Origin of the sequence: Rhodococcus sp. Leaf278, assembly GCF_001426085.1 — a bacterium.
Lineage (GTDB): Bacteria > Actinomycetota > Actinomycetes > Mycobacteriales > Mycobacteriaceae > Rhodococcoides.
Genome location: NZ_LMRR01000045.1, coordinates 216,033 through 237,151, shown reverse-complemented (window position 1 = coordinate 237,151; position 21,119 = coordinate 216,033). Strand labels below are relative to the sequence as shown.

20 protein-coding genes are annotated in these 21,119 nt (G+C 64.1%); 8 read left to right on the top strand and 12 right to left on the bottom strand.

Annotated features, from left to right (window positions below; all coding sequences use genetic code 11):
• Window positions 1-314 precede the first annotated feature (314 nt).
• Genes ASG84_RS26580 through ASG84_RS26560 form a run of 5 tightly spaced genes read left to right on the top strand, consistent with a single transcriptional unit; the run spans window position 315 to window position 5,755 of the window.
• Entirely contained in the window at window positions 315-2,033 is a 1,719-nt protein-coding gene (locus ASG84_RS26580; RefSeq protein WP_057479975.1) for a nitrite/sulfite reductase, read from the top strand.
• Window positions 2,030-2,740, top strand: coding sequence for a phosphoadenylyl-sulfate reductase (locus tag ASG84_RS26575; RefSeq protein WP_057479974.1), 711 nt, complete (start codon window positions 2,030-2,032; stop codon window positions 2,738-2,740). The genes ASG84_RS26580 and ASG84_RS26575 overlap by 4 nt, the downstream gene beginning before the upstream one ends.
• Window positions 2,737-3,681: a sulfate adenylyltransferase subunit CysD gene (gene cysD / locus ASG84_RS26570; RefSeq protein WP_057479973.1), complete on the top strand. Its 945-nt coding sequence runs from the start codon at window positions 2,737-2,739 to the stop codon at window positions 3,679-3,681. The genes ASG84_RS26575 and cysD overlap by 4 nt, the downstream gene beginning before the upstream one ends.
• Entirely contained in the window at window positions 3,681-4,985 is a 1,305-nt protein-coding gene (locus ASG84_RS26565; protein WP_057479909.1) for a sulfate adenylyltransferase subunit 1, read from the top strand. Before cysD ends, ASG84_RS26565 begins: the two co-directional genes overlap by 1 nt.
• Window positions 4,982-5,755, top strand: a complete 774-nt coding sequence (locus ASG84_RS26560) for a sirohydrochlorin chelatase (RefSeq protein ID WP_057479908.1) — start codon at window positions 4,982-4,984, stop codon at window positions 5,753-5,755. Before ASG84_RS26565 ends, ASG84_RS26560 begins: the two co-directional genes overlap by 4 nt.
• Here the strand turns inward: ASG84_RS26560 and ASG84_RS26555 are convergent.
• The 6 genes from ASG84_RS26555 to ASG84_RS26535 all read right to left on the bottom strand — a co-directional run bounded on the left by ASG84_RS26555 (window position 5,683) and on the right by ASG84_RS26535 (window position 10,137).
• Window positions 5,683-6,732, bottom strand: coding sequence for a sulfate/molybdate ABC transporter ATP-binding protein (locus tag ASG84_RS26555; RefSeq protein WP_057479907.1), 1,050 nt, complete (start codon window positions 6,730-6,732; stop codon window positions 5,683-5,685). The genes ASG84_RS26560 and ASG84_RS26555 overlap by 73 nt on opposite strands.
• Complete coding sequence (gene cysW / locus ASG84_RS26550; RefSeq protein ID WP_057479906.1) at window positions 6,732-7,532, bottom strand: sulfate ABC transporter permease subunit CysW; 801 nt, start codon at window positions 7,530-7,532, stop codon at window positions 6,732-6,734. The genes ASG84_RS26555 and cysW overlap by 1 nt, the downstream gene beginning before the upstream one ends.
• On the bottom strand, window positions 7,529-8,422 hold the full coding sequence (cysT, locus tag ASG84_RS26545; RefSeq protein WP_200936733.1) for a sulfate ABC transporter permease subunit CysT: 894 nt from the start codon (window positions 8,420-8,422) through the stop codon (window positions 7,529-7,531). Before cysT ends, cysW begins: the two co-directional genes overlap by 4 nt.
• A gap of 6 nt (window positions 8,423-8,428) precedes the next feature.
• On the bottom strand, window positions 8,429-9,451 hold the full coding sequence (locus ASG84_RS26540) for a sulfate ABC transporter substrate-binding protein (protein ID WP_057479971.1): 1,023 nt from the start codon (window positions 9,449-9,451) through the stop codon (window positions 8,429-8,431).
• Window positions 9,452-9,637: 186 nt separating this feature from the next.
• Complete coding sequence (locus ASG84_RS28660; protein ID WP_310180897.1) at window positions 9,638-9,727, bottom strand: Ms4533A family Cys-rich leader peptide; 90 nt, start codon at window positions 9,725-9,727, stop codon at window positions 9,638-9,640.
• 176 nt (window positions 9,728-9,903) lie between these two features.
• Complete coding sequence (locus tag ASG84_RS26535) at window positions 9,904-10,137, bottom strand: hypothetical protein (protein ID WP_057479905.1); 234 nt, start codon at window positions 10,135-10,137, stop codon at window positions 9,904-9,906.
• A 93-nt stretch (window positions 10,138-10,230) separates the two neighbouring features.
• Here ASG84_RS26535 and ASG84_RS26530 point away from each other — a divergent pair, with 93 nt between their 5' ends.
• Window positions 10,231-12,276, top strand: a complete 2,046-nt coding sequence (locus tag ASG84_RS26530) for a glycoside hydrolase family 15 protein (protein ID WP_057479904.1) — start codon at window positions 10,231-10,233, stop codon at window positions 12,274-12,276.
• 13 nt (window positions 12,277-12,289) lie between these two features.
• Here ASG84_RS26530 and ASG84_RS26525 read toward each other — a convergent pair whose 3' ends face one another.
• Together ASG84_RS26525 and lepA are read right to left on the bottom strand one after the other, a co-directional pair.
• The gene (locus ASG84_RS26525) at window positions 12,290-13,297 is read right to left on the bottom strand and encodes a nitronate monooxygenase (protein WP_057479903.1); all 1,008 of its coding nucleotides are present in this window, start codon (window positions 13,295-13,297) and stop codon (window positions 12,290-12,292) included.
• A gap of 126 nt (window positions 13,298-13,423) precedes the next feature.
• Window positions 13,424-15,271 carry a translation elongation factor 4 gene (gene lepA / locus ASG84_RS26520; protein WP_371829190.1) on the bottom strand — a complete coding sequence of 616 codons (1,848 nt, stop codon included), beginning with the start codon at window positions 15,269-15,271 and terminating at the stop codon, window positions 13,424-13,426.
• Between the two features lie 150 nt (window positions 15,272-15,421).
• On the opposite strand from lepA, the gene ASG84_RS26515 reads away from it, so the two are divergent.
• Window positions 15,422-15,991, top strand: coding sequence for a type II toxin-antitoxin system PemK/MazF family toxin (locus tag ASG84_RS26515; protein WP_057479902.1), 570 nt, complete (start codon window positions 15,422-15,424; stop codon window positions 15,989-15,991).
• Window positions 15,992-16,039: 48 nt separating this feature from the next.
• Here the strand turns inward: ASG84_RS26515 and ASG84_RS26510 are convergent, their stop codons facing one another.
• Genes ASG84_RS26510 through ASG84_RS26500 form a run of 3 tightly spaced genes read right to left on the bottom strand, consistent with a single transcriptional unit; the run spans window position 16,040 to window position 19,548 of the window.
• Window positions 16,040-16,882 carry a transglutaminase family protein gene (locus ASG84_RS26510; RefSeq protein ID WP_200936730.1) on the bottom strand — a complete coding sequence of 281 codons (843 nt, stop codon included), beginning with the start codon at window positions 16,880-16,882 and terminating at the stop codon, window positions 16,040-16,042.
• Window positions 16,879-17,853 (bottom strand): alpha-E domain-containing protein, encoded by a 975-nt coding sequence (locus tag ASG84_RS26505; protein WP_057479900.1) that lies wholly within the window; start codon window positions 17,851-17,853, stop codon window positions 16,879-16,881. The genes ASG84_RS26510 and ASG84_RS26505 overlap by 4 nt, the downstream gene beginning before the upstream one ends.
• Window positions 17,854-19,548, bottom strand: a complete 1,695-nt coding sequence (locus ASG84_RS26500) for a circularly permuted type 2 ATP-grasp protein (RefSeq protein ID WP_442971043.1) — start codon at window positions 19,546-19,548, stop codon at window positions 17,854-17,856. It abuts the gene before it with no gap.
• Window positions 19,549-19,763: 215 nt separating this feature from the next.
• Here ASG84_RS26500 and rpsT point away from each other — a divergent pair, with 215 nt between their 5' ends.
• The gene (rpsT, locus tag ASG84_RS26495) at window positions 19,764-20,024 is read left to right on the top strand and encodes a 30S ribosomal protein S20 (protein ID WP_027497522.1); all 261 of its coding nucleotides are present in this window, start codon (window positions 19,764-19,766) and stop codon (window positions 20,022-20,024) included.
• Between the two features lie 95 nt (window positions 20,025-20,119).
• On the opposite strand, the gene holA is transcribed toward rpsT, so the two are convergent.
• On the bottom strand, window positions 20,120-21,088 hold the full coding sequence (gene holA, locus ASG84_RS26490) for a DNA polymerase III subunit delta (protein WP_057479969.1): 969 nt from the start codon (window positions 21,086-21,088) through the stop codon (window positions 20,120-20,122).
• Window positions 21,089-21,119 lie beyond the last annotated feature (31 nt).

Sequence of the window (21,119 nt, the reverse complement as noted above, 5' to 3'; positions counted from 1 at the left end):
CCCGTCGCCGAGTGCACTGTCGACGGTCCTGCCAGCCTATTTACCCCTAAATCGGGGTAAATAGTCGCCGCAGTCGTCTGTCGCCCTGATGACGTGGCACAATGGCACCCGTGACCGACTCAGGAATTCGACTCGTGGCGCGCCGCCATGTCGATCTCGGCCGTGTCTGCAGCGCGTCGTGTCGACACACGACCGGCTGCTGACCCAGCCCTCCTTCGAGCACGTCCATTCGATCCACCGGTTCCGCACGTCTCGTGAGCGCACTACTGCGCCACGATCGGAGCCGGCCAGCACAGAAGATGCAGGAGCAATGCATGTCGTCGACCAGCGACGCGACCACCGACGCTGCCTCCGTCACACCACGGGAGCGCACGCCGCGGCCGACCAAGCGTCGTGCCGAGGGACAGTGGGCACTGGGTTACCGGGAGCCACTGAACGCCAACGAGCAGTCCAAGAAGGACGACAATCCGCTCAACGTTCGCGCCCGCATCGAGAACATCTACTCGAAGCAGGGTTTCGACAGCATCGACAAGGGCGACCTGCGCGGCCGCTTCCGCTGGTGGGGCCTCTACACCCAGCGTGAGCAGGGCTACGACGGAACGTTCACCGGTGACGACAACATCGACTTGCTCGAGGCGAAGTACTTCATGATGCGCATCCGGTGCGATGCCGGCGCTCTGAATCTCGAGCAATTGCGCACCCTGGCGCAGATTTCGAAGGAGTTCGGTCGCGACACCGCCGACCTGTCCGATCGTGAGAACGTGCAGTTCCACTGGATCGAGGTCGAGAACGTCCCCGAGATCTGGCGTCGGATCGAAGCAGTCGGGTTGAAGACCACCGAGGCGTGCGGCGACTGCCCGCGCGTCGTGCTCGGTTCTCCATTGGCGGGTGAGGCCGTCGACGAGATCCTCGATCCCACCTCGGCCATCGACGAGATCGTCGAGCGCTATATCGGCAAGCCCGAGTACTCGAACCTGCCGCGCAAGTTCAAGACGGCGATCTCGGGCCTGCAGGACGTGGTGCACGAGATCAACGACTGCGCGTTCGTGGGTGTCGTACATCCCGAGCACGGACCGGGTCTGGACCTGTGGGTCGGCGGCGGACTATCCACCAATCCCATGCTCGCGCAGCGCGTCGGGGTGTGGATCCCCCTCGCGGACGTTCCCGACGTCTGGGAAGGTGTCGTCTCGATCTTCCGCGACTACGGCTACCGCCGGCTTCGCACCAAGGCGCGGCTGAAGTTCCTCATCAAGGACTGGGGCATCGAGAAGTTCCGCCAGGTCCTCGAGGACGAGTACCTGCACCGCAAGCTCATCGACGGCCCGGCTCCCGAGAAGCCCGCTCGGCCCCGAGACCACGTCGGGATCCAGAAGCTCAAGAACGGGCTCAACGCCGTCGGTGTGGCCCCCATCGCGGGCCGGGTGTCCGGGACCATCCTCGCTGCCGTCGCCGACGCAGCCGAGAAGGCCGGGTCGGATCGCGTCCGGTTCACGCCGTACCAGAAGCTGATCGTCCTCGATGTTCCGGACGACACGCTCGAGCAGCTGATCTCCGACCTCGATGCACTGGGTCTGCCTGCCCGCCCCTCGCACTGGCGCAAGAACCTGATGGCGTGCAGCGGCATCGAATTCTGCAAGCTCTCGTTCGCCGAAACCCGCAAGCGCTCACAGGTTCTCGTCCCCGAGCTCGAAGAGCGCTTGTCCGACATCAACAGTCGACTCGACGTTCCGATCACCATCAACATCAACGGCTGCCCCAACTCGTGCGCGCGGTCGCAGATCGCCGACATCGGGTTCAAGGGTCTGCTGGTCGACGACGGAGCCGGGAATCAGATCGAGGGTTTCCAGGTTCATCTCGGAGGCAGCCTCGGACTCGACAGTGCATTCGGCCGAAAGTTGCGCCAGCACAAGGTCAACAGCTCCGAGCTGGGAGATTACATCGACAGAGTGGTGCGCAATTTCGACAAGCACCGCGAGGACGGCGAACGGTTCGCTCAGTGGGCCGTGCGAGCAGACGAGGCGGATTTGCGATGAGTACGAGGCTGAATTTGACGGTCGAGGAATTGAAGGACATCGCCGAGCGCGGTGCCCGCGAACTCGAAGGGGCGAGCCCACTGGAGCTGCTGCAGTGGACCGAGGACAACTTCGGTAACGACTTCATCGTCGCCTCCAACATGCAGGACGGTGTTCTCGTTCACCTCGCCGCACAGGTCCATCCCGGAGTGGACGTGCTGTTCCTCGACACCGGCTATCACTTCGCCGAGACCATCGGAACGCGCGACGCCGTCGAGTCGGTCTACGGCGTCAGAGTCGTCAACGCACGCGCCGAAAAGACTGTTGCAGAGCAGGATTCGATCGAGGGCAAGGACCTGTTCGCCCGCGAGCCCAATCGCTGCTGCGCGATGCGCAAGGTCGCGCCCTTGAAGAAGGAGCTGGCGAACTACAGCGCGTGGGTCACCGGTATCCGTCGGGTCGAGGCCCCCACCCGGGCCAACGCCCCGCTCATCTCCTTCGACGACGCCTTCGGCCTGGTGAAGATCAACCCGATCGCACCGTGGTCGGACGAGCAGATGCAGGCCTACATCGACGAACATTCGATTCTGGTCAATCCCCTCGTCGACGAAGGCTATCCATCCATCGGGTGCGCACCATGCACCGTCAAACCAGCCCCCGGCGCCGACCCACGTAGCGGTCGATGGGCCGGCAAGGCCAAGACCGAATGTGGGTTGCACGCCTCATGACACTCGATCTCACCTCGGCCACCGTCGGTCGAACTCATCTCGATGCAGATCGGTTCGACACCCTCGACGCACTCGAATCCGAGGCCATCCATATCTTCCGCGAGGTGGCGGGCGAGTTCGAGCGCCCCGTCATCCTGTTCTCCGGTGGCAAGGACTCGACCGTTCTGCTGCATTTGGCGATCAAGGCGTTCTGGCCCGCTCCACTGCCGTTCGCGCTGCTTCACGTCGACACCGGTCACAACCTGCAGGAGGTGCTGGACTTCCGCGATCACGTCGTCGCGAAGTACAACCTGCGCCTGCACGTGGCCAGCGTCGAGGAGTACCTCGCCGACGGGCGTCTCACCGAGCGCCCCGACGGCATCCGCAACCCGTTGCAGACCGTGCCGCTTCTCGACGCGATCTCCGAGAATCGATTCGACGCCGTCTTCGGCGGTGCCCGACGCGACGAGGAGCGAGCCCGCGCGAAGGAGCGAATCTTTTCGTTGCGCAACGCATTCGGCCAGTGGGAGCCCAAGAAGCAGCGTCCCGAATTGTGGAACCTGTACAACGGCAGGCATTCACCGGGTGAGCAGGTACGCGTGTTCCCGCTCAGCAACTTCACCGAACTCGACATCTGGCGCTACATCGCCCGCGACGATGTGGAATTGGCGAGCATCTACTACGCCCACCAGCGCCCCGTGTACCAGCGCGACGGCATGTGGATGACCCCGGGAGTGTGGGGCGGACCGGCCGAGGGCGAAGAGCTGCAGACCCTGTCGGTGCGCTACCGCACCGTCGGCGACGGATCCACCACCGGTGCCGTGCTGTCCGAGGCCGCCGACAACCAAGCGATTCTCGCCGAGGTCGCCGCGTCCAGGCTGACCGAACGCGGAGCCACTCGCGGCGACGACCGCGTGTCCGAGGCTGCCATGGAAGATCGCAAACGAGAAGGATACTTCTGATGAGCAGCACAGGAACGCAGCTTCTTCGCCTCGCCACCGCAGGCAGCGTTGACGACGGCAAGTCGACCCTGGTCGGACGGCTGTTGTACGACACCAAATCCGTTCTGGCAGACCAGATCGATGCCGTCACTCGGGCCTCGGTGGACAAAGGATTGTCCACTCCCGATCTGTCGCTGCTCGTCGACGGCCTGCGTGCCGAGCGCGAACAGGGCATCACGATCGACGTTGCCTACCGCTACTTCGCGACGCCCAATCGCTCCTTCGTTCTGGCCGACACCCCCGGCCATGTGCAGTACACCCGCAACACCGTCTCGGGCGCGTCGACGGCACAGTTGGTCATCCTGCTCGTCGACGCCCGCAAAGGCGTGATCACTCAGACCCGAAGGCATGCAGCGGTTCTGGCCCTCCTCGGCGTTCCGCGCCTGGTGCTCGCCGTCAACAAGATCGATCTGGTCGAGGACCCTGCGACCGTCTTCGCCGAGATCTCGGCAGAGTTCAATTCGCTGACCTCCTCGCTCGGCTGGTCCACCGAGGACGTCATCGAAATTCCGGTGTCCGCACTGCACGGTGACAACGTCGCGGTGAAGTCCGACAAGACCCCGTACTACGACGGACCCACCCTCATCGAACACCTCGAGTCGGTACCGGTCGACGCCGAACCGCACCGGGTCGGTCTTCGTTTCCCTGTGCAGTACGTGATCCGGCCTCGCACAGCCGACTTCCCCGACTATCGCGGGTACGCCGGGCAAGTCGCTGCAGGCACCGTGGACGTCGGCGACGAGGTCGTCATTCTGCCCTCCGGTACCAGAACCACGGTCGAGCGCATCGATACTGCGGACGGCGAATTGCGCACGGCTCACGCTGGACGCAGTGTCACACTCGTCCTCGCCGACGACGTCGACGTCTCGCGCGGCGACACCATCGCCTCCCCGCAGGACGCACCCGAGCCGATCGGCGATTTCGAGGCCACCGTGTGCTGGCTCGCGGAGAAGCCGCTTCGCCCAGGCGCTCGCCTGTTGCTCAAGCACGGAACCCGCACCACCCAGGCCATCGTCGGGACTCTGATCGAGCGGTTCGACGAACAGCAGCTCACCGCACAGGAAAGCCCGGAATCGTTGGAGCTCAACGAGATCGGCCGCATCTCGGTGCGGGTGGCCGAACCGATCGTGGCGGACGACTACGCCGTCAACCGGCACACGGGCAGCTTCTTGCTCATCGATCCCGCAGGCGGCAACACACTGGCCGCCGGGCTCGTCGGCAACGCTCTGGCTGCAGTCGAGCTGGGGTCGGCAGTTCCGGCGTGACCGCACTGATCGCGGTTGCCCACGGCAGTCGTGACCCGCGCTCGAGCACAACGGTCCTGCGCGCCGTCGACGTCCTGCGTCGACGGCGACCCGATCTGGACGTCCGCGTCGCGTTCCTGGACCTCACCGAGCCCGGCGTCGGGCACGTCGTCGACTCGGTGGTCGACGACGGACACACGCGCATCGTGTGCGTCCCGTTGTTGCTGGGCAAGGCTTTTCATGCAAAGGTCGACCTCCCGGAGCTACTGGCCGACGCACGCACCAGACATGCACATGCGTCGATCGTGCAGGCCGACGTGCTCGGCGACGACAACCTGCTGATCGAGGCGGTCCGCGACCGCATCCTCGATACCGATGTGGCACTTGAGGATCCGACCGTGGGTATCGCATTGGCTGCGGTCGGATCCTCGGTGGCAGCGGCGAATCAGCGAACCCGAGTGGTAGCCCAGAAATTGCTCGCCGGGACAAGCTGGGCCGGGGCCATCACCTGTTTCGCAACGTCAGTCGAGCCGTCTCCTGACGACGCCGTCGCGCAGTTGCGCACGATGGGTGCCACTCGCATCGTCGTGGCACCGTGGTTCCTGGCCCCGGGACTGCTCACCGACCGGATCGAAGCATCACTGTCGGATCGACCGGACGTGGTGCACGCCGACGTGATCGGAGCTCACCCAGCTCTGGCCGAGCTGGTATCGCGTCGCTACGACTCGGCCGTTGCCCGATCCACATCGGTGGCGTCGGCGATCGTCGGCACCCGAGTCGCTCGCACGTAGACGGTCTCGCCCTCGCGAAGTCCGAGTGCTTCACTGTCGCCTCGGGTGATCTGCGCGGCGAACAGTTCACCGGTCGCCGCGTTCTTCAGCTCGACCTTCACCTCGAAACCGAGATGCACCACGCGCTCGACCACGGCACGCGTCACGCCGGCCGATTCTGCAGTACCGCTGGCCTGGGCCTGCGCCAACGACGGATCACGCCCGACGCGAATGTCGTGCGGGCGCACCAGAAGTCCGTTCAACTTGGCCACCTGCCCCAGGAACGACATGACGAAGTTGTTGGCCGGTCTGTCGTACAGATCCTCCGGGCTGCCGACCTGCTCGATTCGACCCTTGTTGAGCACCGCGATCCGATCCGCGACGTCGAGGGCCTCCTCCTGGTCGTGGGTGACCAGAACCGTGGTGACGTGCACCTCGTCGTGCAGGCGACGCAGCCACGTACGTAGATCGGCGCGCACCTTCGCGTCCAGCGCACCGAAGGGCTCGTCGAGGAGCAGCACCTGCGGGTCCACCGCGAGAGCGCGAGCCAGCGCCATACGCTGCCGCTGTCCACCGGAAAGCTGCGCCGGGTAACGACTCTGAAAGCCCGCCAGCCCGACGATCTCGAGCAGCTCGTCGACCTTCTTGGCGATCTCGGCCTTGGGGCGCTTGCGGATCTGCAGACCGAACGCCACGTTGTCTCGCACTGTGAGGTGCTTGAACGCCGCATAGTGCTGAAAGACGAAGCCGATCTCGCGGCGCTGCGGGCTGACCCATGTCACGTCCTGGCCGGCGAGCACCACCCGACCGGAATCGAGCTGTTCGAGGCCGGCGATCGAGCGCAGCAAGGTGGACTTACCCGAGCCGCTGGGGCCGAGCAGCGCCGTCAACGAGCCCTTGGGGATGTCGATGCTGACGTTGTCGAGAGCAGCGAAATCGCCGTAGTGCTTGTTGGCACCGACGACGGAGATCTCGATCTCGGACGATTTCTCGGTCATTACTTCGTCCTCTTCTTGTCGAGAACCGTCATCAGCAACAGCACGATGACGGCGATCGTCATCAGCAGCGTGGACGCGGCGTACGCGCCCTGTTGATTGAAGTCCTCGTACCGTGAATTGACCAGCAAAGTCAGTGTTTGCGAGATTCCGGGCAAGTTGGTCGAGACCATGATGACCGCACCGAACTCGCCGAGAGAACGTGCGACGGTGAGCACGACGCCGTAGGTCAGGCCCCACCGGATCGCCGGAAGGGTGATGCGCCAGAACGTCTGCCAGGAGCTTGCACCCAAGGTCGATGCTGCTTCTTCCTGCTCTTCGCCTATCTCGTACAGCACCGGTTCGACTTCGCGTACGACGAACGGAAGAGTCACGAAAATAGTGGCTATGACCATGCCGGGAAGCGCGAAAATCACCTTGAAGCCGAGACTTTCGACGCCTCCGAACCACCCGTTGGCACCCCAGAGAAGAATCAGCGCGACACCGGTGATGATGGGCGACACCGCGAACGGCAGATCGACGATCGCCTCGAGCACGCCTTTGCCGCGGAACCGCCCTCGTACCAACGCCAGCGCGGTGACCACACCGAAGACGACGTTGATCGGTACCACGATGGCAACGATCAACAGCGACAGTTGCAAGGCCGATTGTGCCGCGGGAGTGGTGATCTGCTCGAAGAACGACACGACGCCGTCTTCGAACGTTCGGTACAGGATGGCAGCGAGCGGAAAGAGCACGAGTACAGCGAGATAGATCAACGCAATCAGGCGCAGCGACAGTTTTACGGGAAGGCTGATCTTCACGAGAGCTGCTCCTCCCGTCTCGCCAGGCGGTTACCGATGATGCGAAGCACGAACAGCACAGCGAATGCAATAGCCAACAACACCACCGAGATAGCCGCGGCGTCGATCGGCCGGTCGTATTCGATCAGCTCGCGAATGTACTGCGAGGCAACCTGGGTGTCGTCGGGGATGTTGCCGCCGATGAGCACCACCGACCCGAACTCGCCGATCGCGCGCGCGAAGGCAAGGCCCCCGCCCGACAGCACCGCGGGGAGCAGCACGGGCAGAACGATGCGCCGGAAGATCGTCCAGTTGTTGGCTCCGAGCGACGCGGCCGCCTCCTCGACGTCCTTGTCCAACTCGATCAACACCGGTTGCACCGCGCGCACCACGAACGGCAATGTGACGAACAGCAGCGCAACGACGACCGCGGGCTTGGTTGCGTTGAACACCAACCCGATCGGACTGGCCGGGCCGTACAGAGACAACAACACCAAACTGGCCACGATGGTCGGCAGTGCGAACGGCAGATCGATCAGGGCGTTGACGAATCGTTTACCCGGGAACTCGTCCCGAACGAGGACCCACGCGATGAGGGTGCCCAGGAACAGATTGATCACTGCGGCCGCGACGGAGACGACCAGCGTCACCTTGAACGTGGCAATGGCCCGGGATTCGGTGATCGCGTCCCAGAATCCGGCAAGGCCGGCGTCGAAAGACTGAACCGTCAACGCGGCCAGCGGAAGCAACACGATGACGCTGAGCCACAGCACGGCGACCCCGAGGCCGAGTGGTCCCACCGACCCGGGGCCCCTGAACTTTCGGCCTTCCCGCCCGGCACGATACCGAGGTCTCGTGCCGGGAGGGACGGGCGAACCCGCAGCTGCGGCTTCGGTGGTCGAAGATGACATCGATTTCTACCGAGTACTTTCCTGATAGATCGTCGCGATTGCGCCGTTGTCGCCGAACAGATCGGTGTCGACCTGAGTCCAGCCGCCGAGATCATCGATGGTGTAGAGCTTTTCGGGAGTGAAGAACTTGTCGGAGTACTCCGAGGCGATGTCCGGGTTCGTCGGGCGGAAGCCTGCCTCGGCCCAGATTTTCTGTCCCTCGTCGGTGTAGATGAAATCGTTCAGCGCATTGGCCCGATCGAGGTTGGCACTGCTGTTGATCACTGCCACCGGATTGTCGATGCGGAACGTGACAGGAACGTCCACGTGCTCCACCTGCTGACCCTGCTGCTCGATGAGAAGTGCCTCGTTCTCGTAGCTGAGCAGCGCATCGCCCTGCCCCTGCAGGAAGGCTTCTGTTGCCGCGCGGCCGGATTCGGGCTGAACCGGGAAATGATCGGAGACGAGGGTACGAACGAAATCGAGACCGGCCTGCTTGTCCTGGCCGCCGTTGCTCTTCGCCGCGTACGGAGCGAGAAGATTCCACTTGGCCGAGCCGGAGCTGAGTGGACTGGGGCTGATGACCTGAACGTCGGGCTTTATCAGGTCGTCCCAGGTACGAATGTTCTTCGGGTTGCCCTCACGCACGACGATGGTGACCACAGAACCGAACGGCACGCCGCCGTAGGCATTCTGGTTCCAGTCCTCGTCGACCTTTCCGGCCTTCACGAGTCGAGTGATATCCGGTTCGACCGAAAAATTCACGATGTCGGCGGGTGCGCCGTCGGCCACCTTGCGGGACTGGTTGCCCGAGGCACCGTAGTCGGCGTTGATGGCGGTGCCCTCACCATTCTCGGTGGCTGCAAAAGCGGGACCGATTGCGTCCCAACCGTTCTTGGGGACGGCGTATCCCACCAGGGTCAATGCGGGACCGCTGGCGGTGTCCGATCCGCCGCCGACGACGTCACTCGATCCACCGCCGCACGCGGTGAGAAGAAGTGCTCCCACGGCGGCGAAGGTCGTCAGCAGGTAACGAGAGCTATGACTCATCGAAAGATGGCCTTTCATGAATGGTGTGTACGGAGAACGAAGTGGTCGAAGTCGTCACTCCCCGAGTCGAACCGGACACCACATCGGCAGCGCGACATCACCATGGCTGCAGCGGGAAACATGGACGACCCACGTCACGCGAGGCGGACACACGGATCGAGAAAACCGATTCGACGGAGGAAAGAATCAACAACAGTCGATATCGGCGACTGCCAACATGCCGACAGCAATCAACGCCAACTGATGGCGGACGCGGTACTCGGCGGCAGAAGACACGGTCAGAAATCTAGCAGAGGTTTCGGACGGACTCTAATTCAGCGGACGCGCCCGGCGACTAGACGGCGCAGCCGTCCGCCGAGTCGTTGTGACGGGGCCCTACCTCGTGAGCAGCCAGGCGATGACAACCAGCACCAGCAGCGCGATGAGCGCCAGCGTTACCCGAGACCGTGGCATTACTGTCCATCCTTCGTCGTGGTGGAGGCGGTACCCGTCGAATCCGCCTCGCGAGCAGCGCGAGCGTCGCGGCCGAGCAGGCGTAGGACCACCGCGAGCACTCGATCGAATACTCGCGCCAGCAGGAACGCCGTCGGCACGATGACCAGCAGCACGACAGTGGCCTGCGGTACGAACGGCAGGCCCGTCACCCACAGTTCGACGCCGTCCCACCATCGCGCAACCGGTTCCACCCTCGCAGCTTAAACCAGCACGTCCGGTGCTCACGCCACGCCGATCGACGACCAGCAGTGGACGACTGCCTTCGATAAGTCGATGATTACGCCATGACGGCATTCGAAGACGTTTCGCCCGTGCCTCCGGTGGCCGACGAGCCCGCGATGGGATCGGGCCATCCGGGGTTGGGCGGGATCGAAGTTCAGGGCGCATTGGGCAGTACCGATGCACCGGTGTCCACCCTGACGTCCTACCGCAGCGCCTTTCCGCCGATCGACGACTACGCGTTCCTCTCGGACTGCGAGACCACGTGTCTGATCGCGCGCAACGGATCCGTCGAGTGGATGTGCGTGCCCCGGCCGGACTCCCCCAGTATCTTCGGCGCAATTCTCGACCGCAGTGCCGGTCACTTTCGCGTCGGCCCCTACGGTCAGTCGGTCCCTGCGGCGCGCCGCTATCTGCCCGGCGGTCTGATCGTCGAGACCACGTGGCAGACCGAGACCGGTTGGTTGATCGTGCGTGATGCATTGGTGATGGGCCCGTGGCACAACACCGATCAGCGCTCTCGCACCCACAAGCGCGCACCGAGCGACTGGGATGCCGAACACATACTGCTGCGCACCATCAAATGTGTCAGCGGCACTGTCGAATTGGAGATGAGCTGCGAGCCCGCCTTCGACTACCACCGGGCGCCCGCGAACTGGGAGTACACCGGCAAGGTGTACGAGGAGACCACCGCAACCTGTGAGGCGAGCGCGGACGGTGACCAGCCCACACTGAAGCTGACCACCAATCTTCGGATCGGGATCGAGGGCCGTGAGGCTCGAGCTCGAACCCGAATGACCGAGGGCGACAACGTGTTCGTCGCGCTGTCGTGGTCCGACCTCCCTGCGCCGCAGACCTTCGAGGAAGCTGCGAGCAAGATGTGGCGGACGTCGGAATGCTGGCGACAGTGGATCACGATCGGGCGGTTCCCCGACCACCCGTGGCGCGGCTACCTCCAGCGCAGCGCGTTGACATTGAAGGGCCTGACCTACGCGCCCACCGGTGCCCTGCTGGCGGCATCGACCACGTCGCTCCCGGAAACGCCGGGTGGAGAACGTAACTGGGACTACCGCTACACCTGGGTCCGCGATTCGACGTTCGCACTGTGGGGCCTCTACACCCTCGGACTGGACCGTGAGGCCAACGACTTCTTCGCGTTCATGTCCGACGTGGCGACGACGGCGAACGGCGAGGTCAATCCGCTACAGGTGATGTACGGCATCGGCGGCGAGAAGACTCTCGACGAGAGCGAGCTGACGCACTTGTCCGGATACGACGGAGCGCGGCCGGTACGCATCGGCAACGGTGCCTACGACCAAGAGCAGCACGATATCTGGGGCACCATGCTCGACTCGGTGTACCTGCACGTCAAGTCACGTGAGCACGTCCCGGAATTTCTGTGGCCGCTGCTCAAACGTCAGGTCGAGGAAGCGATCGCCAATTGGCGCAAACCGGACCGTGGCATTTGGGAGGTACGCGGCGAACCGCAGCACTTCACGTCCTCGAAGCTCATGTGTTGGGTCGCGCTCGATCGCGGCGCCAAGCTCGCCGACATCCACGGCGAGAAGGACTACTCGGACCAGTGGAACGAGATCGCGGACGAGATCAAGGCGGACATTCTCGAGCACGGCATCGACTCACGCGGAGTGCTGACCCAGCGCTACGGCGACCCGTCGCTGGACGCGTCGTTGCTACTGGCACCGCTGCTCCGGTTCCTACCGGCCGACGACGAGCGAATCCGTGCCACGGTGCTCGCCATCGCCGACGAGTTGACCGAGGACGGATTGGTTCTGCGCTACCGTACCGACACCACCGACGACGGCTTGGCCGGTGAGGAAGGAACGTTCACGATCTGCTCGTTCTGGCTGGTCTCCGCCTTGGTGGAAATCGGTGAACTCCCCCGTGCGAAGCACCTCTGCGAACGGCTGCTCGGTTACGCGAGCCCGCTCAAGCTCTATGCAGAAGAGATCGATCATCGCACCGGCCGTCACCTCGGTAATTTCCCGCAGGCATTCACGCACCTCGCTCTGATCAACGCAGTGGTCCACGTCATCCGAGCCGAGGAGGCACAGGCATCGGGCCACTTTCAGCCCGCTCACTCCAACCCTTGATCGAGTCGAGGTTTCAGCGGCCTAGCTGCTTCGCCCAGTCGGCGATCAGCTCGGCCGCGGGCTTTGCCTGAGCGCGGCGATGGCCGGTACCGGCCCACATCGACAGTCCCGACGGGTCGCCCACTGCTGCGGCCTTCGCGCGCATCGGCGCAGTCAGGTAGTGCAGATCGGGATACGCCAAGGGAGCGACGTCCGAGTTCGCCTGCATGAATTCGTTCACCAGACCCCGCGCGGGACGGCCCGAGAACGCCCTCGTCACTGCGGTGCCCGGAGCCAGTGTGAGCTGTTCGCGGTGCACCGGTTTGGTGCCGGCCTCAGGCGTGTTCAGGAACGCTGTCCCGAGCTGCGCGGCATGGGCGGCACCCGAATCCAGCAGTGGCGCAATGTCGTTGCCGTCCATCAACCCACCCGCTGCAATGCGAGGAAGTTCCGAGATCTCGCGGATCGCCAACAGCAGTTCGGCCAACGGTTCGTCCGGGGACGACCCGTCGAACGTACCCCGATGTCCACCGGCTTCGGGCCCCTGCACAACGAGGGCGTCGACGCCGTTGGCGGTGGCCACCGACGCGTCGGACGCGGTGGCGACGGTGGCCCACACCTCGGTCCCGACGGCGTGCAGTTGGGCTACCTCGTCCGCATCGAACGTCGCGAACGTGCTCGAGACCAGCGGTACCGGGTGCTCGAGCAGCCATGCGAACTTCTCGGCGTAGAAGTCGTCTCGTCGCAGCAGCTCCCCTGGTTCGGCGTCGAACCGCTCGAACCACGGTGCCAGGTGCGCGGCGTAGCTGTCCACGTCGGCACCGGACGGCTCCTCCGGCAGAAAGAGGTTCACACCGAACGGCAGGACCCGCACCGAATCGATTTGTGCGGCAAATGCTTCGGGTGTCAGCAAGGCGCCCGCGATCATGCCTATCCCGCCCGCCTCCGAGACCGCGCGAGCGAGCTCTGGAGTACTCGGGCCACCCGCCATCGGGGCACCGACAACGGGCACACGGAGCTGCTTCAAGATCGGCGTAGTCACAGGTTCGAAATGTACTCGCCGGCCATTCGAGAGAGGGGTCGGTGGGGACCGCGCGCCCCTGTTGACGACTGCGCGCCCCTGCTCTGAAGTGAGCGGGGGCGCGCGGTCGGCAGAAAGGGTGTGAGGTTACTTCTTGGGCTTGTCCGACGAAGACTCCGAGGACAGTGCGGCGACGAAGGCTTCCTGCGGCACCTCGACGCGACCGATCGTCTTCATCCGCTTCTTGCCTTCCTTCTGCTTCTCGAGCAGCTTGCGCTTACGGCTTATGTCGCCGCCGTAGCACTTGGCCAACACATCCTTACGGATCGCGCGGATGTTCTCGCGGGCGATGATGCGCGATCCGATGGCGGCCTGGATCGGCACCTCGAACTGCTGACGCGGAATCAGTTCCTTGAGTTTGGTCGTCATCTTGTTGCCGTAGGCCGCGGCATTGTCCTTGTGCACGATTGCCGAGAACGCGTCCACGGCCTCACCCTGCAGCAAGATGTCGACCTTGACCAGCGCACCGGCCTGCTCGCCGATCTCCTCGTAATCGAGGCTGGCGTACCCGCGGGTGCGGGATTTGAGGATGTCGAAGAAGTCGAAGATGATCTCGGCCATCGGAATCGTGTAGCGCAACTCCACGCGGGTCTCGGACAGGTAGTCCATGCCCCCGAGCTCGCCACGTCGTCCCTGGCACAGCTCCATGATGGAGCCGATGAACTCACTGGGTGAGATGATCGTGCACTTCACCATCGGCTCGAACACCTCGCGTGCCTTGCCCTCGGGCCAGTACGACGGATTGGTGACGATGTGCTCGGCACCGTCTTCCATCTCGACGCGGTAGACCACGTTCGGCGAGGTCGAGATCAAGTCGAGGTTGAACTCCCGCTCGAGTCGTTCGCGGGTGATCTCCATGTGCAGCAGACCGAGGAAGCCACAGCGGAATCCGAAGCCGAGAGCAACCGAGGTCTCCGGCTCGTAGGTCAGGGCCGCATCGTTGAGTTGCAGCTTCTCGAGAGCATCACGCAGGTCCGGGTAGTCCGAGCCGTCGAGTGGGTAGAGACCGGAATACACCATCGGCCGAGGCTCGCGGTAGCCGGTCAGCGGCTCGGTTGCACCCTTGCGGAAGGTCGTGACGGTGTCGCCCACCTTCGACTGACGGACGTCCTTGACTCCGGTGATGAGGTAACCGACCTCGCCGACGCCCAAGCCCTTGGTGGCCTTGGGATCGGGCGAGACGATGCCGACCTCGAGCAACTCGTGCGTCGAGCCGGTCGACATCATCGTGACCTTCTCGCGCGGGTTGAGCGCACCGTCGACCACTCGCACGTAGGTGACGACGCCGCGGTAGGTGTCGTAAACCGAGTCGAAGATCATTGCGCGGGCCGGGCCGTCCGGGTTTCCGACCGGAGCCGGGACCAGTTTGACGACCTCGTTGAGCAGTTCTTCCACGCCGACACCGGTCTTACCGGATACGCGCAGAACGTCGTCGGCCTCGCACCCGATGATGTGGGCGATCTCGGCCGCATAGCGATCCGGATCGGCAGCGGGGAGATCGATCTTGTTGAGCACCGGAATGATGGTGAGCTCTTTGTCGAGAGCCAGGTACAGGTTGGCCAGCGTCTGCGCCTCGATACCCTGGGCGGCGTCGACGAGCAGCACCGCACCTTCGCATGCTTCGAGTGCGCGAGAGACCTCGTAGGTGAAGTCGACGTGACCGGGAGTGTCGATGAGGTGCAGCACGAACTCTTCGCCGTCGACAACCCACGGCAGCCGCACGTTCTGCGCCTTGATGGTGATTCCGCGCTCGCGCTCGATATCCATCCGGTCCAAGTACTGTGCGCGCATCGACCGGTCGTCGACGACGCCCGTGAGCTGCAACATCCGGTCTGCCAGCGTCGACTTACCGTGGTCGATGTGGGCAATGATGCAGAAGTTCCTGATCCTGGACGGATCGGTGAACGTCGTGTCGGCGAAGCTGGGCACTCGTATCCTTCGGCTGGCGTGTTCGAAATGAGCGAACGGGTATGTCCATCGTCCCACGCCGAGAACGATGCGCCGTCCCCGGCTGTCCGAGTTCGGCTGCGAGGTCGCCACAGTCTGGGCTGTGAGCAGCAACGTGAGGGTGGCTACACTCGCCGCATGGCTGGCAACTGGAGCAGATTCGGCAAGGAACTGGGCAAGATCGCGATGCGTGAAGGCCCGCGACTGCTGCGTCAACTGCAGAAGTCCGGTGCCCTGCAGAAGGGCAAGGACGCGATCACTGGCACGACGACGAACACGTCCGCTCCGGCTCCGCGACCCGGCCGCCCGGTGGCGTCACAGACGAGGCCGACGGCCCAGCGCGCCCGCACCATCGAGTACTCCCCCGACCTGGACGGCAAGGCCGATCCGGGTGAAATCGTCTGGACCTGGGTGACCTACGAAGAAGACGCAAGTCAGGGCAAGGATCGCCCGGTGTTGGTCATCGGGCGTGAGGGCAACGACCTACTCGGTCTGATGCTGTCGAGCCAGAGCAGCCGGGACGGCGACCGCGACTGGCAATCGATCGGATCCGGTTCCTGGGATGCCGAGGGCCGACCGAGCTGGATTCGTCTGGACCGCGTTCTCGACGTGCCCGAAGACGGTATCCGCCGCGAGGGCGCGATCCTGGGCAAGTCCCAATTCGATTCCGTCGCAGCACGATTGCGTCGAGACTTCGGCTGGAACTGACGTCGTGCGCGCTTTGCGTACCTACGGCTACGCAAAGCGCGCACGACGTCAGGCGAGTCGGGTGATCTCAACGACCACGTCGAGAGCCGTCGAACCGCCACCGGAGAAGATGCCCTTGAGCGGGGGCACGTCGGCGTAGTCACGGCCCAGTCCCACCGACACGTGCTGCTCGTTGACGGCGATCGCGTTGGTCGGGTCGTAGCCCCACCAGGCTCCGGTCCACGCCTCGATCCACGCGTGACTCTGCCCCTCGACGGTCGCGCCGATCGCAGCCTGCTTCTTCGGGTGCAGGTATCCCGACACGTATCGGCTCGGGATACCGATGCTGCGCAGCATCAACAAGGTCAGGTGGGCGTAGTCCTGGCAGACGCCCTTCTTCTCCGACCACGCCTCGACCGCCGAGGTGTGCACCCCGGTGGTTCCCGGCACGTACGACATCTCCTGGTTGACCCAGTTCGAGATCTCGACCACCGATTCCTGCGGCGGCAGTCCCTTCGCCAGCTTCTTCGCCACCGAGGCGAGCTGACGATTCTTCGGAACGTAGACCGTGTTGTCGAGCACCTCGTTGAAACGGTCGGTGACCTGATCGCCGGCCAGTTCCTCCCACGAAGCGTTCTCGTCGGGGTAGACGAACGGATCGGTCTCGACCACCGACGAACCGGTGACCTCGAGCTCGGTGTGCGGTGCGTGCAAGTCGAATGCCGTCACCGCCGTACCCCAGTAATCGGTGTAGCGGTAGGAACGCGTCACCGGGTTGGTCTCCACCCGATTCAGAATGACGTTCTGCCGGTTGTCACTTCGCGGCGTCAACCGAGCTTCGTTGTACGACGACGTCACCGGTGCGTCGTACTGATAGCCGGTGGTGTGCACCACACGCATACGCCAGCTCACAGTTCACCTTCCAATTGATCTTCGTATGTGCCGGATCCGGCGTCCGTCCACGCCACCCAGGGCGCGGCATGGAAGTACTGCTTCGAGATGGCCTCGCCCAGTTCGCGGCAGGTTTCCTGCAGCGCCAGCAAACGGTCCTGGAGGTCGTCGAGAATCTCACCGGGCCGAAGGAATTCGAGTTCGCTGCGAGCGCGACCGAGTAGCCGCTGCGCTTCGGCACGAGCACCGACACGACTGTTCGGCTGATGATCGAGCTGATCGAGCGAGCGTTCCGCCTCGTTCAGTGCATAGAACACCGAACGCGGAAACAGCCTGTCCAACAACATGAATTCAAGAACTCGCTGGGCATCGAGCGCACCGCGGTAGGTACGCAGGTAGGTGTCGTGAGCACCGGCGGATCGCAGAACGGTGACCCAGGCCGGCGACGACGGTCGATCGCCCGCGCGCGAGAGCAGCAGCCGAACGATCATGTCGATGCGCTCCACCGAGCGGCCGAGCAACAGGAATCGATAGCCGTCGTCGTGACTGAGAGTCGAATCCGCGAGGCCGGCGAACATCGCGGCTCGTTCCTCGATGTAGCTGAAGAACTCGGCCGGACCGGTGCGCTTGGATGCTCGGATCCGTTCGTTCAGTCCGTTGTAGGTGGTGTTCAGGCACTCCCACATCTCACTGGACGTGACTTCGCGAGCGCCCCGGGCATTCTCGCGTGCGCTCGACAGCGAATCCACGATGGAGCCGAGGCCGTCACGGCTGAAGGCCACCAACTCGGTGAGCGACCACACATCGAGCGAGACGTCCGGCTCGTGCTTGAAACCGAGCACTCGCAACAGCACTCGCGAAATGTGGTCGGGATCGACCGTGGCGTCTTCGAGAAGCTGGTGGACGGTGACGTCGAGAATGCGGGCCGTGTCGTCCGCTCTCTCGACGTACCGTCCGATCCAGTAGAGCGACTCTGCGTTGCGCGCGAGCATTTACTGTTCACCGCCGTTCGAGTCCGAGTTCGTTGCCTGCTGCTGTTGTTGCTGCTGTTGCTGATTCATCTGCTGGTCCATCGTCAGCTCCGGGCCCTGTTCGACCATCGGCGACTCCGGGGGAACGCTCACGATCTCCTCGCCCGCCAGTTCCTGCTCCTCCTGCGAGGTTCGGGTGGCGAGCACCCAGGTGTCCTTACTGCCGCCACCCTGGCTCGAGTTGACCACCAACGAACCCTCCGGCAGCGCGACTCGGGTCAGGCCTCCGGGCAACACCCAGACGTCGTCGCCGTCGTTGACTGCGAACGGCCGCAGGTCCACGTGCCGGGGAACCAACCGGTCACCGATCTTGGTGGGCACCGTCGAGAGCTGCACGACGGGCTGCGCGATCCAGCCGCGCGGATCAGCGCGAACCTTCTTGCTGATGGTCGCCAATTCCTTCGGCGAGGCGTCGGGGCCGAACACGATGCCGTAACCACCGGACCCCTCGACCGGCTTGATCACCAGTTCGTCGATGCGGTCGAGCACTTCCTCGCACTCGTCGTCCAGCCAGCACCGGAACGTGTCGACGTTGGCGAGTAGCGGCTTCTCACCCATGTAGTAGTCGATGATGGTGGGCACGTACGTGTAGACCAGCTTGTCGTCGCCGACGCCGTTTCCGACGGCGCTGGAGATCACGACGTTGCCTGCGCGGGCGGCGTTGACGAGGCCGGCCACGCCCAAGACCGAATCCGGCCGGAACTGCATGGGATCGAGGTAATCGTCGTCGATGCGGCGGTAGATGACGTCGACCTGGCGCTCACCCTCAGTGGTGCGCATGTAGACGATGTTGTCTCGGCAGAACAGATCGCGTCCCTCGACGAGTTCGACGCCCATCAGCCGAGCAAGCAGCGAATGCTCGAAGTACGCGGAGTTGGCCACACCGGGGGTCAGCACCACCACAGTGGGGTCGGCCTCGTTCAGAGCTGCGGCGGAACGCAATGCGCGCAACAGGTGCGAGGCGTAATCGCCGACGGCACGCACGCGGTGACTGGCGAACAGATCCGGGAACACCCGGGCCATGGTGCGCCGGTTCTCCATGACATACGACACACCGGATGGCGAACGGAGATTGTCCTCGAGGACGCGGAACGTGCCCTGAGCATCGCGGACCAGGTCGATTCCGGCGACATGGATGCGCACGCCGTTCGGCGGTGTGATGCCGACGGCCTCGCGGTGGAAGTGCTCGCAGGAGGTGATCAGACGCTTCGGCACCACGCCGTCGCGAAGAATTTCCTGATCACCGTAAATGTCGGCGAGAAACATCTCGAGCGCTTTGACGCGCTGCTTGATGCCGCGCTCGAGCCGCGACCACTCCCCTGCGGCGATGACGCGGGGAACCTGGTCGAGGGGGAACGGGCGCTCCTGGCCGGACAGGGAGAACGTGATGCCCTGGTCGACGAATGCGCGTCCCAGTGCGTCGGATCTCGCGTCCAGGTCGGACGCGTTGGCCGGGGCAAGGGCTGTGTGAATGCCCTTGTAGGGAGTCCGGGTTCGCCCGTCCGAGTCGAACATCTCGTCGAAGGCGAGACTGTACTTTCCGACATCGGAGTAGCCCCCGAACACCCCGTCGACCTCGGGTTCGACGCGATCCGCTGACTTGGGTTTGGTCGCTTTGGCCTTGGTGGCGGCATGCGTTGCCGATCGCGGACTCATTATGGTCATGTTGCTACAGAGACTGGAGTTAGGCGCGGTAGAAGCGTTAAATTCTTGAAAAGCATCGTCACGCGTGCACCCAATTGGGTTTCGCCCCGCCGTGCTGGTATTCTCGATCTTCGGCGCAGGGCTCCAACGCTCTGCAGCAGACTTCGGGCATTCCAGCATGGATCGCCCTGACCGGAATACCGACGAAGACAAGAAGGATTTTACGCGTGGCCAATATCAAGTCCCAGAAGAAGCGGATCCTCACCAACGAGCGTGCACGCCTGCGCAACCAGTCGGTGAAGTCCTCCCTTCGCACCGTCATCCGCTCGTTCCGCGAGGCACAGGCTGCGGGCGACAAGGACAAGGCTTCCGAGATTCTCCTCGACGCCGGCCGGAAGCTCGACAAGGCCGCCAGCAAGGGCGTCATCCACAAGAACCAGGCTGCCAACAAGAAGTCGGCCCTGGCTCTCGCAGTCAACAAGCTCTGATTCACCGCTGAGCTCGACCGAGCCCGCTGCATCCAACACGGAGGCAGCGGGCTTTCTCGTGCGCTGCACAGGTCACGATGCTGGAGCCGCGACTGCTAACGGCCGAGTCCCGCGACCTCCGACACCGCTTTTTCGACGGCGTAGTCCGCGTCCGCTGCCTGTCCTTTGACGTCGGCGTTCAGTTGCGCCACAACCCGTAGTGCCTGCGCGATGGATCGACCGTCCCAGCCTCGGGCCTGCCCCTGCGCCTTCTTGATCTTCCACGGCGGCATGCCCAGTTCGCCGGCCATACGGAACGGGTCGCCGCGACCGGCCGAACCCACCAGCGCGATGGTGCGTACGGCGTCGGCCAATGCGTCGGCCAGCAGCACGTGCGCGACTCCCCGATGCATCGCCCAGCGAACAGCCTCGAGCGCGCCGGCCCTGTCTCCGATCACCGCTTTGTCGGCGACGTCGAATCCGGATACTTCCGCCTTGCCCGAGTAGTAGCGGCGCACTGCGGCCAGATCGACCTTGCCGCCGGTATCGGAGACCAACTGTGAACAGGCCGAGGCCAATTCGCGGAGCTCGTTGCCGACCGATTCGACGACAGCCTCGATCACCTCGCCGCTCACGCGCACGTCGGCAGCGCGGAATTCACCGCGCACGAAGTCGATGCGTTCGGCAGGCTTGGTGAGCTTTGCGCACTCGTGCACCTGAGCGCCGCACTTCTGCAGAGCACCGACCATGGCCTTGGCCCGACCGCCGCCGGAGTGCATGACCACCACGACCGCGCCCTCGGGCGGATCGGTTGCGGCGTCGAGTACGAGAGCGGCAGCGTCCTTGCCTGCCTCGGCCGCTGCCTCGAGCACAACCACGCGATCCTCCGCGAACAGCGACGGGCTGAGCAGTTCGGCGAGTTCCGGGGCACTGGCGTCGCCGGTACGCAATCGCGTGACCGGCAGGTCCTCCCCCGGAATCGCCGCATTGGCACGCACCTGGGCCACGATCGACGCCACCGCGCGATCCATCAGGAGTTCCTCGTCGCCGAGAACCAGATGCAGAGGCGCCACAGTCGAAGTCACACCTGTGATCGTGCCATGTGGGGCAGACACG

Excerpts from the sequence above, each read along its gene's own strand:
- ASG84_RS26580 (WP_057479975.1), top strand. The coding sequence starts at position 315 with ATGTCGTCGACCAGCGACGCGACCACCGACGCTGCCTCCGTCACACCA.
- ASG84_RS26575 (WP_057479974.1), top strand. The coding sequence starts at position 2,030 with ATGAGTACGAGGCTGAATTTGACGGTCGAGGAATTGAAGGACATCGCC.
- cysD (WP_057479973.1), top strand. The coding sequence starts at position 2,737 with ATGACACTCGATCTCACCTCGGCCACCGTCGGTCGAACTCATCTCGAT.
- ASG84_RS26565 (WP_057479909.1), top strand. The coding sequence starts at position 3,681 with ATGAGCAGCACAGGAACGCAGCTTCTTCGCCTCGCCACCGCAGGCAGC.
- ASG84_RS26555 (WP_057479907.1), bottom strand. The coding sequence starts at position 6,732 with ATGACCGAGAAATCGTCCGAGATCGAGATCTCCGTCGTCGGTGCCAAC.
- cysT (WP_200936733.1), bottom strand. The coding sequence starts at position 8,422 with ATGTCATCTTCGACCACCGAAGCCGCAGCTGCGGGTTCGCCCGTCCCT.
- ASG84_RS26540 (WP_057479971.1), bottom strand. The coding sequence starts at position 9,451 with ATGAGTCATAGCTCTCGTTACCTGCTGACGACCTTCGCCGCCGTGGGA.
- ASG84_RS26530 (WP_057479904.1), top strand. The coding sequence starts at position 10,231 with ATGACGGCATTCGAAGACGTTTCGCCCGTGCCTCCGGTGGCCGACGAG.
- ASG84_RS26515 (WP_057479902.1), top strand. The coding sequence starts at position 15,422 with ATGGCTGGCAACTGGAGCAGATTCGGCAAGGAACTGGGCAAGATCGCG.
- ASG84_RS26505 (WP_057479900.1), bottom strand. The coding sequence starts at position 17,853 with ATGCTCGCGCGCAACGCAGAGTCGCTCTACTGGATCGGACGGTACGTC.
- ASG84_RS26500 (WP_442971043.1), bottom strand. The coding sequence starts at position 19,548 with ATGAGTCCGCGATCGGCAACGCATGCCGCCACCAAGGCCAAAGCGACC.